The following is a 12,446-nucleotide window of genomic DNA, read 5'->3' as shown; positions in this document are numbered from 1 at the left end:
TTTAGACTGATGCGTAGTGCCTAGGTCTCAGTTTCTGAATCGCCATGCCAGCCAAACCGCAAGCTAAGGCAGACATCACAAAAACATTGCGGGGCTGCGTACTCTCCCATAACCATCCAGCTAGCAAACCCCCTAGCGTTCCGCCAAGACCATAAGAGATCGTGGCCATCAGGGCTTGACCGCGTGCCTGCAAGGGCCCAGTAAACCAGCGCTGCAGCAGTTTTGTTGCGGCACTATGGTGAGCCCCGAAAGTACCGGCATGCATTAACTGCGCGATAACTAGTACCCAAGTAACGGGATAAAAAGCAATTAAGGCAAAACGAATTACTCCAATACCAAATGCCACCTGCAATACCACTTCAGCATCTAGTCGACTCAATACTTTGCTTTGGAAATAAAAGAAGATCACTTCAGCAAAGACACCCAAAGCCCAGAACAATCCAATTTGAAACTTGTTATAGCCCAGGTCTGAGAGGTATAAAGAATAGAAGACATACAGCGCCGCATGCGCAAAGATCATAAAGAATCCTGATAACAAAAACCAGCGCACATCAGGATTAAATAAAACCACTAAAAGCTCGCCTTTGACCATCTTACGGCGCTCCATCTTGGGCTCATGCAAGCGGAAAGTCACTAAAGCTAGCGCAATCAGCACAAGCGCGCCCACTATGGGATACAACTCAATCCCCTGCCGCTGAAAAAACTCACCTGCAAAAAGCACCATCACAATAAAGCCAATAGAGCCCCACAAACGCAGGCGACCATAACGCTGATCAAATGAATTGTCTTCAAATAAAGCATGAACGGTTGCGGACTCGCCCAAAGGCATCAGACTGCTTAAGATCGTATGAAGAACAAACATCCATATGAAGAAAGCGGTGTAGCTCTGTAGATAAAAGATGGATAAGAAGACTACCGCAGCTAAGCAAGCGCTAAAACGAATAATGCCAATTCGGTCAGAAAGGTAATCTGATAGCCAGCCCCAAGAAAAGGGTCCTATGATGCGCGTAATTTGTAACATCGACATCAGGATTGCAATCTCCATGACGCTGAAGCCGCGGTCTAAAAAGAATAGACTTGCATAAGGGGAAACTAAGCCAACATACGCAAAGTATAAAAAGAAAAAAGACCCAAAGGCCCACCGCACCGAGGAGGTCATGATCTTGTTTTTCTTTAGGTATTGCTAGTTATGAATTAATGCTATTGATAGATGTTGGTGATGTCCCGCACTTGGCCGAGCTCAGTCTGAAGCTGAGCCAGGACGCGCTGCCTGAATGGATGGAAAAGCATGATGCACATCGCCACATTGAGCGCGGTGCCGTAAAGCATGATCCATTAACACTAGAGCCAACATCGCTTCCGCGATCGGTGTAGCACGAATGCCAACACAAGGATCATGGCGGCCCTTGGTTTGTACGGTCATTGGCTTGCCCTCTAAATCTACCGACTCTTTGGGACTCAAGATACTTGATGTTGGCTTAATAGCAATAGAGACGCGCAAGTCTTGGCCTGTACTAATACCACCGAGCGTGCCACCAGAATGGTTTGTAGCAAAGCCATCTGGGTGAAGTTCGTCTCCATGCTCGCTACCGCGTTGCGTAACAGACTTAAAACCCGAACCAATTTCAACACCCTTCACTGCATTAATGCCCATCATGGCATGTGCAATGTCAGCATCTAATTTATCAAATAAAGGCTCACCCAAACCAATGGGTACATTACGTGCACGCACTTCAATGCGCGCCCCACATGAATCTCCCGCCTTACGTAGACTGTCCATATAGGCCTCTAGCTCAGGAATAATCTGTGCGTTAGCAGCGAAGAAAGGATTCTGCGCAATCAACGCCGCATCCTGAAAAGGAACATCAATTTCTCCAAGCTGACTCATATAGCCATATATCTGCGTGCCATATTGTTCAAGCAGCCATTTTTTTGCAATGGCCGCAGCTGCTACTACCGGTGCAGTAAGTCGAGCAGAAGAACGACCACCCCCGCGAGGATCGCGTAAGCCATATTTGTAGTGATAGGCATAGTCAGCATGACCAGGTCTAAACGTTTCTAAAATATTGCCGTAATCTTGACTGCGCTGATCGGTGTTACGAATCAATAGCGCAATGGGTGTACCAGTTGTTTTTCCTTGATAGACACCCGATAGAATTTCAACGGTGTCGGCCTCTTGGCGCTGTGTGACGTGACGTGATGTGCCGGGCCTACGGCGATCTAAGTCAAACTGTAAGTCCGCCTCACAAAGGGCCATGCCTGGGGGGCAGCCATCGACAACAGCACCGATCGCGGGACCATGGGATTCACCAAAAGTGGTGACAGTAAAGAGAAGGCCTAGTGTATTTCCTGACATATTGACATTATGTCATCTGTCAGAGGGGAGCTGGCCAGAGACGGATGGGGGCTACTGGACAGGGGCTTTTTCAGTATCCTCAGGCCAATCACGGATGTAGGCCTTGAGCATCGAGTTTTCGAAGTCCTGTGCCTCAACAACCGATTTGGCGACGTCATAAAAAGAAATTACGCCCATCAACATTTTTTGGTCAATGACCGGCAGATAGCGGGCATGATCAACCAGCATCATGCGCCGAACTTCATCTATCTCCGTTTCCATATTGCAAGTCAGCGGATTAGCGTTCATCACCGATTGCACTTTAATGTCGTCTAGCTTGCCATGGTGCTGAGCTAAGGCAGCAATCACCTCGCGAAAAGTCAGAATTCCCACCAGCCTGTCGTAATCCATCACCACTAATGAACCAATGTCATGCTCACTCATCACCAAGACCGCAGTCTGGAGAGCGGTATCAGGAGCCACTGTAAAGAGTGTGCTGCCCTTTACGCGCAATATGTCATGAACTTTCATTTAATCTCCAGAAAACGGTCTATTAATACAATATATGCTCAAGCCTTGGCAGAATCAAGACTGAAACAGGCTGATTTAGTAACGAATAACCCTAATAAAGCCACTGCGTATGCTGGGTAAATTCGATACCAATACTGCACCGGCTAAAGTAATCCACCAGGTTAGATAAATCCAAATGAGAACCAAGGGAAAAATGGCGAAGGCGCCATATACGGTTTTATAGAAGGCCACATTGGTCAAAAATAGTGCAAATCCAAATTTCATCAATTCAAACGTGATCGTTGCAAAAAAAGCCCCACCGAACGCATCGCGCCACTGAATTTTTGTATATGGCAAGATTTTGTAAACTACTGAAAAAACGGCCATCTCCAATAAGAACGGCACCGTGGTGGCTATTAGACTTAAGCCAAAGGTAAGCGAATCTATCCAACCCTCTACCGCACCGAGCATAAGACCGCTGAGATAAGTGCCTACACCCAGCAGTATTGGCCCCAAGATTGTTGCAGCGGAGTAGATCGCAATCTTTCTCAAAATGGGCCGCCTCTCCACTACCCGAAATATTTGGTTAAAGGCACTCTCAATCACTCCCATTGTCATAATGGTGGTAATGACCAAGCCAATCAGTCCAATGACAGTTAACCCTTTAGCCTGAGACGAAAAGCTATCCAAGTAATTAAATACTTGCTGGTTTAGGCCTCCCGGCATATAGGTATCAAGCAGCCACCCCTGAAATGCGTACTTAATTCGGATCACACTGGGCAAGTACCCAATAAGAATAGATGCTAGCGTCAGCATGGGTACCAAAGCCAGGGTTGTTGTAAAGGCTAAGCTAGCGGCAATTTGCTTGAGATTTTGACCGCGGTTGCGCTCTCGGATCTCTTTTGCAAGAGAGAGCCATAATTGAGGATTACGGATGAGGCGCATTGCCCACATCATAAAAGATAACGTAGAAGAGATGAAGATGAGTCAAGCAGATATTTTAGTGTTGTACTACTCCCGTTATGGTGCTACCCGCGACCTAGCACGCCTGATCGCCGAAGGTATTGAAAGCGTACCAGGAGCCAATGCAAGACTAAGAACCGTAGCAGCCATTTCCACAGTATGCGAGTCCACCGAGTCAGCAGTGCCCTCCGATGGCGCCCCTTATGCTGAATATACGGATCTTCAGGAGTGTATTGGGCTGGCCTTGGGCTCCCCAACGCGTTTTGGCAATATGGCCGCCCCCATGAAATATTTTTGGGATGGCAGTTCATCAGAGTGGCTTAATGGCGCCCTCATTGGCAAGCCCGCCTGCGTCTTTACTAGCACTGGAAGCTTGCACGGAGGGCAAGAAAGCACCCTGCTCACCATGATGATTCCACTTCTTCACCATGGCATGATGATCATGGGCCTTCCCTACAGTGAGCCCGACCTCATGAGCACGACTACTGGTGGCAGCCCTTATGGACTCACCCACTTAGCCCATGCTGACGGCCGTGCCCCTATCAGCCCTGAAGAACAGCGCCTTGCAAGAGCCCAAGGAAAGCGTCTTGCACAAACCGCCCTTAAATTGACCTTAGGTTCCAAATGATCAAGCAATGGCTTGCCAAAAACCCCTATCAACTGATTGCAACGGCTGCTTTTGTTGACCTATTTATTCTGTGCGTCGCCTGGGAATGGTTCATCTCTCCCCTAAGGCCAGGGGGGTCCTGGCTCATCTTGAAGGCCATTCCCCTACTATTTGCCATTCCTGGGCTATGGAAAGGCAATGTTTACACCATGCAATGGGCTTCGATGTTAATTTTGCTTTACGTTACCGAAGGCTTGGTGCGAATTTTGGAGACAGGCACCAACTTTTGGATGGCCGTACTTGAAACCACCTTTGGAACTATTGGTTTTGTGTGTTTACTGGCCTTCCTAAAACCCATTAAAGCGCGTGCCAAAGCTTTAAAAAAGGAGTCTGCGACCCCAAAATAGTGAAATAAAGCACTCTGAACCCTGCTTTCTTTAAATATTTAAAAATATTTCGATTTCTTGTCATCTCAGCCACTTTTGTAGGCGTTGTATGCCCATGGAGGCAACAATCATGTCAACAAGACTAAAACGCTGGGCCCGCGCAATTCAAGAGATCGATTTGTCCAAGAGGGCTGATCCGGAAGTTGCTATCGGCTATTTGGACAGCAAGTATCGCGATATCGCATGGCGCTACATCCGCATCCTCGGATTTGAACGGACCATTAGTTTTATGGCGAGCAACAATTTCCATCCAGAATAAATTTACTTTTGGGATTAATAGCCCCGAGATCAAAAAACCCCAGATTACTGAGTTAACTGGGGTTTTTTACTGCTAAGCGCTCCATGGGAATAAAAACCCAAAATGCTAGCAGAATGGCTGCTAAAAAAGCACAAGAGCCTGAAAATAAGAAAGCGTACGTAGGATTAAACGACTCGTATAGCCAGCCAAAAATCAGGGATGCGGGAAACAGCATCACCCCTGAAACCAAATTGAACCAGCCAAATGCAGTACCCGCCAATCCTTTTGGGGCAAGATCTGCTACCAATGCCTTTTCTACCCCTTCTGTTGCAGCTTTAAATAAGCCGTAAATTCCAAACAGTCCAAGAAGGGCCCAAATAGGTATTCCTGGAAGACTCATTCCCATATAAAAAAGAGCAAATGCTGCCCAAGCAAGCAATATGAAATGTTTGCGACTAAATCGATCTGAAAGTGCCGATAGTGGCGTTCCAAACACGGTTGTAATGAAAGAAATACCTGCCCATAGCAAAGGAATTTGCTCCTGAGGAACGCCAAGCTCGCGAGCCCTTAATAGCAAAAACATGTCTGAAGAGTTTGCCAAAGCAAAGATGCCTGCGACACAGATATAGCGCTTAAATTGAGGAGGCAAACCTTCCAAAGACCAAGAAAAGGCTGGCATAGCCACTCGCTCTCTTGAAGGCTCCTTGAGACAGAGCGCTAAAGTCACAGCAATCGCCCCTGGAATTACAGCCCAAAAGAAAATATCTCGTAATGGAATATGAATGGAGAGTAAATAAGCCGCCAACAAAGGACCGACTACTGCGCCAGCATTGTCCATCGAGCGATGCAAGCCAAAAGTTATCCCTCGCTGATTTGAAGGCACACTCTCAGCGAGCAAAGCATCTCGCGGAGAGCTCCTCAATCCTTTTCCAAGGCGATCGGTAAAACGGATACACAATACCCACGCCCAAGAATTAGCAATGGCAATGAGCGGTCTGCCAACACCAGCCAAAAGATACCCCATCACAATCCAAGGTTTGGCTTTTTTAGTGCGGTCAACAATAACCCCTGAAACCAACTTAAAAATACTAGAGGTGGCTTCTGCAATACCCTCAATTAGACCTAAAGCCTTTGGCCCCGCCATTAAAACACTAGTGAGATATAGGGGCATTAATGGATATAGCATTTCACTTGCCGAATCATTAATAAAACTAATCAGGCCAATAAGCCAAACTGTTCTCGGCAAAGAAAGTAAAGTTTTAAACATATAAATTAATGTATCACCAAAAAACAAAGCAATAAAAAGTATTTAAACATGTCACAAATGCTTGAAAGTATCTTGAATAAAACGTAGGATGAAATGTAGCCAGAAAAAGGCTAAATACATTGAACTTCAAGAATAGGAATACATCATGAGCCAGAAGAAATTAGTAAAGCAACTATTAAAAAAACTAGACAAACTAGAGTCCGATAGAGAGAAGCTTATTGATAAGCTATCTAAAGCACTTGATAAGCTAGAAACAAAATCGCCTGCCAAAAAAGTACCAGTTAAGTCCGTTAAGTCAGTTAAGTCAGCTAAGACAGCAAGGCCAGTCAAACCAGTTGCAAGCAAAAAAGTGCCCGCTAAGAAAGCGCCCACAAAAAAGACCCCAGTGAAAAAAGTGGCAGCTAAAAAAGCGCCTATCAAAAAAGTTGCGCCCAAGAAAACAGCTGCTAAAAAAGTAGCGTCCAATGCCAGCGCAACATAATCAGCAAAGTATTTATTAAGTACTGCCCATGAGCAAAGATCTGAATAAAGGCGATGCTTATGAGGCAGATTTGCGGCTACTACAGATTGAGCTAGTAAAGCTTCAGCGAGAAATCATTGCTAAAGGCATTCGCCTACTGGTCATTTTTGAAGGCAGAGATGCTGCCGGTAAAGATGGCAGCATCAAAAGAATTACTGAACACTTAAGTCCTCGAGATACTCGGGTAGTTGCCCTGAATAAGCCTTCCTCTCGAGAAGAAGGTGAATGGTATTTTCAACGATACGTTGCTCACTTACCAGCCGCTGGAGAATGTGTACTGTTTAATCGCAGCTGGTACAACCGAGCGGGAGTAGAACGGGTTATGGGATTTTGTACAGATGGCCAATATCAGCAGTTCATGTCCACCGTTAATCCATTTGAGTCACTTTTAGTTCAATCCGATATTCAGATTATTAAATATTATTTGGATATATCTAAGGATGAGCAATTAGCTCGCCTGCAGGATCGGGCTCAGGATCCGCTTAAGCAATGGAAAATTAGTCCAATAGATCAACAGGCTCAAGAAAAATGGGGGCCTATTCTGATGCACGTGATGAAATGCTCAGACACACCAACAGTGAAGATGCTCCGTGGACTGTAATTGATGCTAACGATAAAAAATTAGCACACCTAAACCTCATTCGAGATCTTTTGTCTCGGGTAAAGTATGCAGGTAAAGAACGAGAATTATTAACGCTGGATCCTCATATTGCCTTTACTTGGCCAACGCACTCAAAAAATCTACCCAAGTTTGCAGCGTAATAAGACCTAGGGATAAAACTTAGGATCTAGATACAAAAAATTGTTTAACCTCTTCAATCAGCATCTCAGGAAGCTCTTCTGGAATGTAATGCCCGCAATCACAGGTCGTACCAGAAACATCTTCTGCGACAGCCCTCCAGTCCTCCAGCGGTGAAAAGCATTGATTCACCAGACCATGGCTACCCCATATTACCCTCAAGGGCATTGATAACTTTTTATCCATCAGGCGGTCGGCACGATCATGAACTAAGTCAATGGTGGCAGCAGCGCGATAGTCTTCACACATTGCATGCATCGACTCCGGATCACTAGCCCCTTTTAGATATTCAGCCCAACACTGTGGGTCAAATATCTGAGTGCCCCCATGACGCCCCATATGATTTTTTAGCCAATACTCTGGATTAGCACCTATGAGTGTCTCTGGTACAGGATATGGCTGTATCAGAAAAAACCAGTGCCAGTAGCCTTTAGCAAATGCCATGGAAGTTTTTTCATACATTGTTAGCGTAGGGGAAATATCGAGCACCATCAAGCGCTCAACACTTTTTGGAAAATCTGCAGCTAGCCGATGCGCCACCCGACCCCCGCGATCATGGCCCAATAAGAAAAACTGAGAATGCCCCAATGATTGCATTAGGGCATGCTGATCTGCTGCCATAGCCCTTTTAGAGTAGGTAGAGTGATCCGCCTGGCCCGCAGGCTTTGACGAAGCACCGTATCCGCGAAGATCAGCCACCACCACCGAAAAACACTTAGCCAGTTCAGGGGCTACTCGATGCCAAATAGCCTTTGTTTGAGGAAAGCCATGCAAAAGTAATAATGCAGGTCCTGAGCCAGCAGTTTGGCAGGCAATATTGATCGGCTCATCTGAGGAAGATACGGTAATGGTCCGCTCTTCAAATCCTGAAATGATAAAAGTCATCGTCTGCCCCAAAAATACACCCTAAGTTCAGGATCTAAAAAATTAACTAAGCCCCTATTTGCCATTATTTCAATTGCAGCAACAATAAGGTCGCTCTTGCTAGGCATTTTTCAGCTATCACAATTTGCATCGCACTTTGTAAAGGGCCAGATCATGTTGCGGTAGATGCATGAGGGCTTATTTAGCGGTCGTGGCACTCGTATTAGCTGCGGTCTCCATTGCAACGCGAACTACTTTTTTGGCCATCGCTACAAATGACTCCACTGAGCCCCCGCCCGTTCTGAAAGATTCACCCTGAATAGTAACTAAACCCTCACCAATGACATCCTTCGTTTGACTATCGGTAATTTTGCTCTCTACCAACATGGCAGGCGTCTTAGAGTTAACACCACCCGCATAGGCAGCCGCATTTAGGGCGAGGCCAATAGGAGTAAAGCTCCAAGGCTGCAAGCTGTCAGTCGAACTCTCAGCCCCGGTGATGCCCACTGAAATACGCGCTACACCCGGACCAGGCTGACTCACAATTTGAATATTGCCACGACTACTGACAGCCTGAACCATAGATTCTTGTAGTGCAATTTTTGCCTGATTAATTGCCTCAGCAGTCACTTCTTTAGTGGCACTTTGATTTAAATAGATCGGATCCAAAATTACAGCCTTATACATCGCAGGATTGACGCCCTCCTTACGATATCTCCAGATACGTGTATCTGATTCACTTGTAGCCATAGGAACCAAAACAGCATAATTTGTTAGAAAGCCAGATTTAGGCATTGGCTGGCTGGCTAATTTAGGTGTGTTGCTACACGCAGCTAATACCATTACTGCTGTTACTACCGTTGCTGCTGCAATAGAGATGCGAAGTGTCTTCATGGGGATTCCGGTGAAATAGATTGCTGAAATAGGTTGTTCAAAAGAAGCTACTAAGAAGTTGCCAAAAAATGTGGCGTCTAAAAAGACTGATGGTCCATCATACCCCCCGAGGAAGACTATAGGGATGGGCAAGGCATCAGACTGCCAGATTTTGATGCAACACAGGCTTGCAATCAACTGGCATCGCTTTTGCCTTAGTAGGAGCGCCCTGCAAGACAGAAGAGTCCTGAGCGCTTTTAGCAACCGCAGTTACTGATTCTGGTGGAGCGTTATTGAGCGAGGAAATGGATCTTACGGCAAACATTCACTTATGAATAGTGGCAATATAGTATTACCTATGTGGTTTGGAAAGTTAAAGGAGAAATTCATGAATAAAGAAGCGTTTGAAAAAGGCTTGAAAACCCGTCGAGAAGTACTGGGAGCCGAATATGTTGATAAGTCAATCAAAAATGCTGATGCATTTAATATGCCAATGCAAGAATTAGTAACGGAGTATTGCTGGAATGAAATTTGGAATCGACCTGGCTTGGACCGTCGCACCCGCAGCATCATCAATCTTTCGATGATCACTGCATTAAATCGCCCTCATGAACTCAAGCTTCATATCAAGGGTGCTATCAATAACGGCTTAAGCAAAGAAGACATTCAAGAGATCTTTTTACAAACCGCTATTTATTGTGGAGTGCCCGCAGCAATCGATAGCTTTCGTTGCGCCAAAGAAGTATTTACAGAGATGGATATCTGAAAGTCAAAAAGCCCTGAATCAATGCGCCAATATCTTAGATAAAAAATCTTTTGCTCTTGGTGAGCGCGCATCTGGGTTGCCAAAGAACTCATCTTTAGTACAGTCTTCGATGATGCGGCCGTGATCCATGAAAATGACTCGATCTCCAACCTTTCGTGCAAAACCCATCTCATGGGTTACGCAGCACATGGTCATTCCTTCATTAGCAAGATTTACCATTACATCCAGTACCTCGCCAACCATCTCGGGGTCTAGGGCTGAAGTTGGCTCATCAAATAGCATCACGATAGGGTCCATACTTAAGGCGCGGGCAATCGCAACCCGTTGCTGCTGACCACCCGAAAGCTGGCCTGGGAATTTATCTTTTTGAGCAATAAGACCCACTCGATCAAGATACTTTAAGCCGTGTGCCTTAGCCTCATCAGGCGATCTATTGAGCACTTGAATTTGGGCAAGCGTCAAATTTTCAGTAACGCTGAGATGCGGAAAGAGTTCGAAATTCTGAAACACCATACCTACTCTTGCCCGTAGCTTTGGTAGATTTGTCTTGGGGTGATGTAATCCCACGCCATTAACCGTAATTTGGCCTGCCTGAAATGGCTCTAGGGCATTCATCGTCTTAATCAGGGTTGATTTACCAGATCCAGAGGGTCCACAAATGACCACCACTTCACCCTTATTAATTGTGGTCGTACAGTCAGTAAGTACCTGAAAGGCGCCATACCATTTAGAGACGTGTTGAAGTTCAATCATGATGATCTAGACAATATAAAAAATATTTAACGAATGATGGCGACTTTAGCCTGAATTCTGCGAACCAACTTCGACAAAGAAAAACAAATCAAGAAATAAGTCACCGCAGCTAAGATGTAGGTTTCAATAGGACGGCCATAATTTTTACCGGCAATCTCAAATCCCTTGAGTAAGTCATAGGCACCAATGGCATAAACCAATGAAGTATCTTGAAACAAAATAATTGTCTGCGTCATGAATACCGGAATCATGTTTCTAAACGCCTGCGGCAGCACAATAAAGCGCATATTTTGGCCATACGTCATTCCCATGGCTTGCGCTGCATAAGCCTGATCCTTTGGTACCGACTGAATACCAGCACGCACAATTTCTGAAAAGAATGCTGCCTCAAAAGCAATGAAAGTAATCGTAGCTGAAAGATCTGCGCCAATGGGCTTTCCGATTAAAAGTGGAATTAATAGGAAAAACCAAAGAATAACCATGACCAGCGGAATGGATCGCATGGTGTTGACATAAAAGGTGGCTGGGTAGACTAGCGCTGGGCGGCCAGACAATCTCATCAAGGCCAAAACCGTACCAAGTAAGATTCCACCAACGGTAGCTAGTAGCGTCAACTGCAGACTAAACAACAAACCCTTGAGAATGTAGTTTGTAAATAGCGCCCAATTATAAAAACTGAGATCTAGGCTAAATATAGTGCTATCCATTAATGAGCCAAACTTGCATCATTAGAAATAATAAAACCTGGAACACGGCTTCTTCTCTCAATGAATGCCATCACGCGATTCACCGAGAAAGCGGTCAACGCATACAGTAGCGTCACAGCCAAGTAAATCTCAACCCCTTTAGAGGTCTCCTCTTGTGCCTGCATGGCAAATAGTGTGAGCTCAGGAACAGATACAGCAAAAGCGACTGAGGAATTCTTTACTAGATTCATGCACTCGGAAGTCAGAGGCGGAATAATAATCCGCAATGCCATCGGCAAAATAACAAAACGGTAGCTTTGGGCAGTAGTTAAACCCAATGCAGTCGCTGCCGCCCTCTGACCACTAGGCAATGCCTGAATACCCGCTCTCACCTGCTCCGCAATACGCGCTGAAGTAAAAAAACCCAGTGCAATGCTCACTAACCAATAAGAGGGTAATGCTTTTAGGGGAACAAAAAAGGCCGGAATCACGTGATACCAAAGAAACACTTGAACCAGAATAGGGATGTTTCTAAATAGCTCCACCCAGGCAGTAGAAAGCCTTACTAACAGGCTATTGAGGCCACCGTTACTGGGAAGAGTGCGCAGAGTGCCCATGAGGGCACCTAAGACTAAGGCGATCACTAAACTGAGCCCAGCAACCGCTAAGGTCCAGCTCCACGCTTTTAATAACCAGTCGAGATAGCTTGGGTCGCTGTTCTGAGCAAGACCAAAAATGGCGGAGAAGCAGTAATCTACCGCTTCCCCATCTAAGGTATTTTTACAAAAAACACCTAAATCTAAAGACATATTAAGAGCT

At 45.6% G+C, this 12,446-nt stretch carries 16 protein-coding genes and 1 pseudogene; 6 read left to right on the top strand and 11 right to left on the bottom strand.

Annotated elements, in window-relative coordinates:
* Position 1: 1 nt before the first annotated feature.
* From QUD86_RS03745 to QUD86_RS03730, 4 genes are all read right to left on the bottom strand, one after another.
* A complete protein-coding gene (locus QUD86_RS03745; RefSeq protein WP_286298238.1) occupies positions 2 to 1,159 on the bottom strand; it encodes an MFS transporter in 1,158 nt (385 codons plus the stop codon).
* An 81-nt stretch (positions 1,160 to 1,240) separates the two neighbouring features.
* Positions 1,241 to 2,356: a chorismate synthase gene (gene aroC / locus QUD86_RS03740; protein WP_286298237.1), complete on the bottom strand. Its 1,116-nt coding sequence runs from the start codon at positions 2,354 to 2,356 to the stop codon at positions 1,241 to 1,243.
* Between the two features lie 51 nt (positions 2,357 to 2,407).
* A complete protein-coding gene (locus QUD86_RS03735) occupies positions 2,408 to 2,866 on the bottom strand; it encodes a CBS domain-containing protein (protein ID WP_286298234.1) in 459 nt (152 codons plus the stop codon).
* A gap of 75 nt (positions 2,867 to 2,941) precedes the next feature.
* On the bottom strand, positions 2,942 to 3,802 hold the full coding sequence (locus QUD86_RS03730) for a YihY family inner membrane protein (protein WP_286298232.1): 861 nt from the start codon (positions 3,800 to 3,802) through the stop codon (positions 2,942 to 2,944).
* A gap of 25 nt (positions 3,803 to 3,827) precedes the next feature.
* Between QUD86_RS03730 and wrbA the strand changes: the two genes are divergently transcribed.
* From wrbA to QUD86_RS03715, 3 genes are all read left to right on the top strand, one after another.
* Positions 3,828 to 4,436, top strand: a complete 609-nt coding sequence (gene wrbA, locus QUD86_RS03725; RefSeq protein WP_286298644.1) for an NAD(P)H:quinone oxidoreductase — start codon at positions 3,828 to 3,830, stop codon at positions 4,434 to 4,436.
* The gene (locus QUD86_RS03720) at positions 4,433 to 4,822 is read left to right on the top strand and encodes a DUF2069 domain-containing protein (protein ID WP_286298230.1); all 390 of its coding nucleotides are present in this window, start codon (positions 4,433 to 4,435) and stop codon (positions 4,820 to 4,822) included. The genes wrbA and QUD86_RS03720 overlap by 4 nt, the downstream gene beginning before the upstream one ends.
* Positions 4,823 to 4,931: 109 nt before the next feature.
* Positions 4,932 to 5,120 (top strand): hypothetical protein, encoded by a 189-nt coding sequence (locus QUD86_RS03715; protein ID WP_286298228.1) that lies wholly within the window; start codon positions 4,932 to 4,934, stop codon positions 5,118 to 5,120.
* A gap of 52 nt (positions 5,121 to 5,172) precedes the next feature.
* Here the strand turns inward: QUD86_RS03715 and QUD86_RS03710 are convergent, their stop codons facing one another.
* Positions 5,173 to 6,366: an MFS transporter gene (locus QUD86_RS03710; protein WP_286298227.1), complete on the bottom strand. Its 1,194-nt coding sequence runs from the start codon at positions 6,364 to 6,366 to the stop codon at positions 5,173 to 5,175.
* 145 nt (positions 6,367 to 6,511) lie between these two features.
* On the opposite strand from QUD86_RS03710, the gene QUD86_RS03705 reads away from it, so the two are divergent.
* Positions 6,512 to 6,847: a serine/threonine protein kinase gene (locus QUD86_RS03705; protein ID WP_286298226.1), complete on the top strand. Its 336-nt coding sequence runs from the start codon at positions 6,512 to 6,514 to the stop codon at positions 6,845 to 6,847.
* Between the two features lie 28 nt (positions 6,848 to 6,875).
* A pseudogene (gene ppk2 / locus QUD86_RS03700) lies at positions 6,876 to 7,648 on the top strand (polyphosphate kinase 2).
* Positions 7,649 to 7,667: 19 nt separating this feature from the next.
* Here the strand turns inward: ppk2 and QUD86_RS03695 are convergent.
* From QUD86_RS03695 to QUD86_RS03685, 3 genes are all read right to left on the bottom strand, one after another.
* The gene (locus QUD86_RS03695) at positions 7,668 to 8,570 is read right to left on the bottom strand and encodes an alpha/beta fold hydrolase (protein ID WP_286298225.1); all 903 of its coding nucleotides are present in this window, start codon (positions 8,568 to 8,570) and stop codon (positions 7,668 to 7,670) included.
* 177 nt (positions 8,571 to 8,747) lie between these two features.
* Positions 8,748 to 9,443: a DUF3313 domain-containing protein gene (locus QUD86_RS03690; protein WP_286298224.1), complete on the bottom strand. Its 696-nt coding sequence runs from the start codon at positions 9,441 to 9,443 to the stop codon at positions 8,748 to 8,750.
* Between the two features lie 136 nt (positions 9,444 to 9,579).
* Positions 9,580 to 9,747: a hypothetical protein gene (locus tag QUD86_RS03685; RefSeq protein ID WP_286298223.1), complete on the bottom strand. Its 168-nt coding sequence runs from the start codon at positions 9,745 to 9,747 to the stop codon at positions 9,580 to 9,582.
* A 63-nt stretch (positions 9,748 to 9,810) separates the two neighbouring features.
* On the opposite strand from QUD86_RS03685, the gene QUD86_RS03680 reads away from it, so the two are divergent.
* The gene (locus QUD86_RS03680) at positions 9,811 to 10,188 is read left to right on the top strand and encodes a carboxymuconolactone decarboxylase family protein (RefSeq protein ID WP_286298222.1); all 378 of its coding nucleotides are present in this window, start codon (positions 9,811 to 9,813) and stop codon (positions 10,186 to 10,188) included.
* A gap of 18 nt (positions 10,189 to 10,206) precedes the next feature.
* Here the strand turns inward: QUD86_RS03680 and QUD86_RS03675 are convergent, their stop codons facing one another.
* The 3 genes from QUD86_RS03675 to QUD86_RS03665 are packed head-to-tail and all read right to left on the bottom strand — an operon-like array spanning position 10,207 to position 12,436.
* The gene (locus QUD86_RS03675) at positions 10,207 to 10,941 is read right to left on the bottom strand and encodes an amino acid ABC transporter ATP-binding protein (protein ID WP_286298221.1); all 735 of its coding nucleotides are present in this window, start codon (positions 10,939 to 10,941) and stop codon (positions 10,207 to 10,209) included.
* Between the two features lie 26 nt (positions 10,942 to 10,967).
* A complete protein-coding gene (locus QUD86_RS03670) occupies positions 10,968 to 11,648 on the bottom strand; it encodes an amino acid ABC transporter permease (RefSeq protein ID WP_286298220.1) in 681 nt (226 codons plus the stop codon).
* A complete protein-coding gene (locus QUD86_RS03665; RefSeq protein WP_286298219.1) occupies positions 11,648 to 12,436 on the bottom strand; it encodes an amino acid ABC transporter permease in 789 nt (262 codons plus the stop codon). The genes QUD86_RS03670 and QUD86_RS03665 overlap by 1 nt, the downstream gene beginning before the upstream one ends.
* Between the last annotated feature and the right edge of the window lie 10 nt (positions 12,437 to 12,446).

This window comes from Polynucleobacter sp. TUM22923, from assembly GCF_030295705.1.
Classification (GTDB): domain Bacteria; phylum Pseudomonadota; class Gammaproteobacteria; order Burkholderiales; family Burkholderiaceae; genus Polynucleobacter.
The sequence above is the reverse complement of the archived record's forward strand: the minus strand, read 5'-3'. Positions and strand labels throughout refer to the sequence as shown.

What these genes read in the sequence shown, in the direction of transcription:
- aroC (WP_286298237.1), bottom strand. Translation starts at nt 2,356, where the DNA reads ATGTCAGGAAATACACTAGGCCTTCTCTTTACTGTCACCACTTTTGGT.
- QUD86_RS03690 (WP_286298224.1), bottom strand. Translation starts at nt 9,443, where the DNA reads ATGAAGACACTTCGCATCTCTATTGCAGCAGCAACGGTAGTAACAGCA.
- QUD86_RS03675 (WP_286298221.1), bottom strand. Translation starts at nt 10,941, where the DNA reads ATGATTGAACTTCAACACGTCTCTAAATGGTATGGCGCCTTTCAGGTA.
- QUD86_RS03720 (WP_286298230.1), top strand. Translation starts at nt 4,433, where the DNA reads ATGATCAAGCAATGGCTTGCCAAAAACCCCTATCAACTGATTGCAACG.
- QUD86_RS03670 (WP_286298220.1), bottom strand. Translation starts at nt 11,648, where the DNA reads ATGGATAGCACTATATTTAGCCTAGATCTCAGTTTTTATAATTGGGCG.
- QUD86_RS03705 (WP_286298226.1), top strand. Translation starts at nt 6,512, where the DNA reads ATGAGCCAGAAGAAATTAGTAAAGCAACTATTAAAAAAACTAGACAAA.
- QUD86_RS03695 (WP_286298225.1), bottom strand. Translation starts at nt 8,570, where the DNA reads ATGACTTTTATCATTTCAGGATTTGAAGAGCGGACCATTACCGTATCT.
- wrbA (WP_286298644.1), top strand. Translation starts at nt 3,828, where the DNA reads ATGAGTCAAGCAGATATTTTAGTGTTGTACTACTCCCGTTATGGTGCT.
- QUD86_RS03715 (WP_286298228.1), top strand. Translation starts at nt 4,932, where the DNA reads ATGTCAACAAGACTAAAACGCTGGGCCCGCGCAATTCAAGAGATCGAT.
- QUD86_RS03680 (WP_286298222.1), top strand. Translation starts at nt 9,811, where the DNA reads ATGAATAAAGAAGCGTTTGAAAAAGGCTTGAAAACCCGTCGAGAAGTA.
- QUD86_RS03685 (WP_286298223.1), bottom strand. Translation starts at nt 9,747, where the DNA reads ATGTTTGCCGTAAGATCCATTTCCTCGCTCAATAACGCTCCACCAGAA.
- QUD86_RS03665 (WP_286298219.1), bottom strand. Translation starts at nt 12,436, where the DNA reads ATGTCTTTAGATTTAGGTGTTTTTTGTAAAAATACCTTAGATGGGGAA.
- QUD86_RS03745 (WP_286298238.1), bottom strand. Translation starts at nt 1,159, where the DNA reads ATGACCTCCTCGGTGCGGTGGGCCTTTGGGTCTTTTTTCTTTTTATAC.
- QUD86_RS03730 (WP_286298232.1), bottom strand. Translation starts at nt 3,802, where the DNA reads ATGATGTGGGCAATGCGCCTCATCCGTAATCCTCAATTATGGCTCTCT.
- QUD86_RS03735 (WP_286298234.1), bottom strand. Translation starts at nt 2,866, where the DNA reads ATGAAAGTTCATGACATATTGCGCGTAAAGGGCAGCACACTCTTTACA.
- QUD86_RS03710 (WP_286298227.1), bottom strand. Translation starts at nt 6,366, where the DNA reads ATGTTTAAAACTTTACTTTCTTTGCCGAGAACAGTTTGGCTTATTGGC.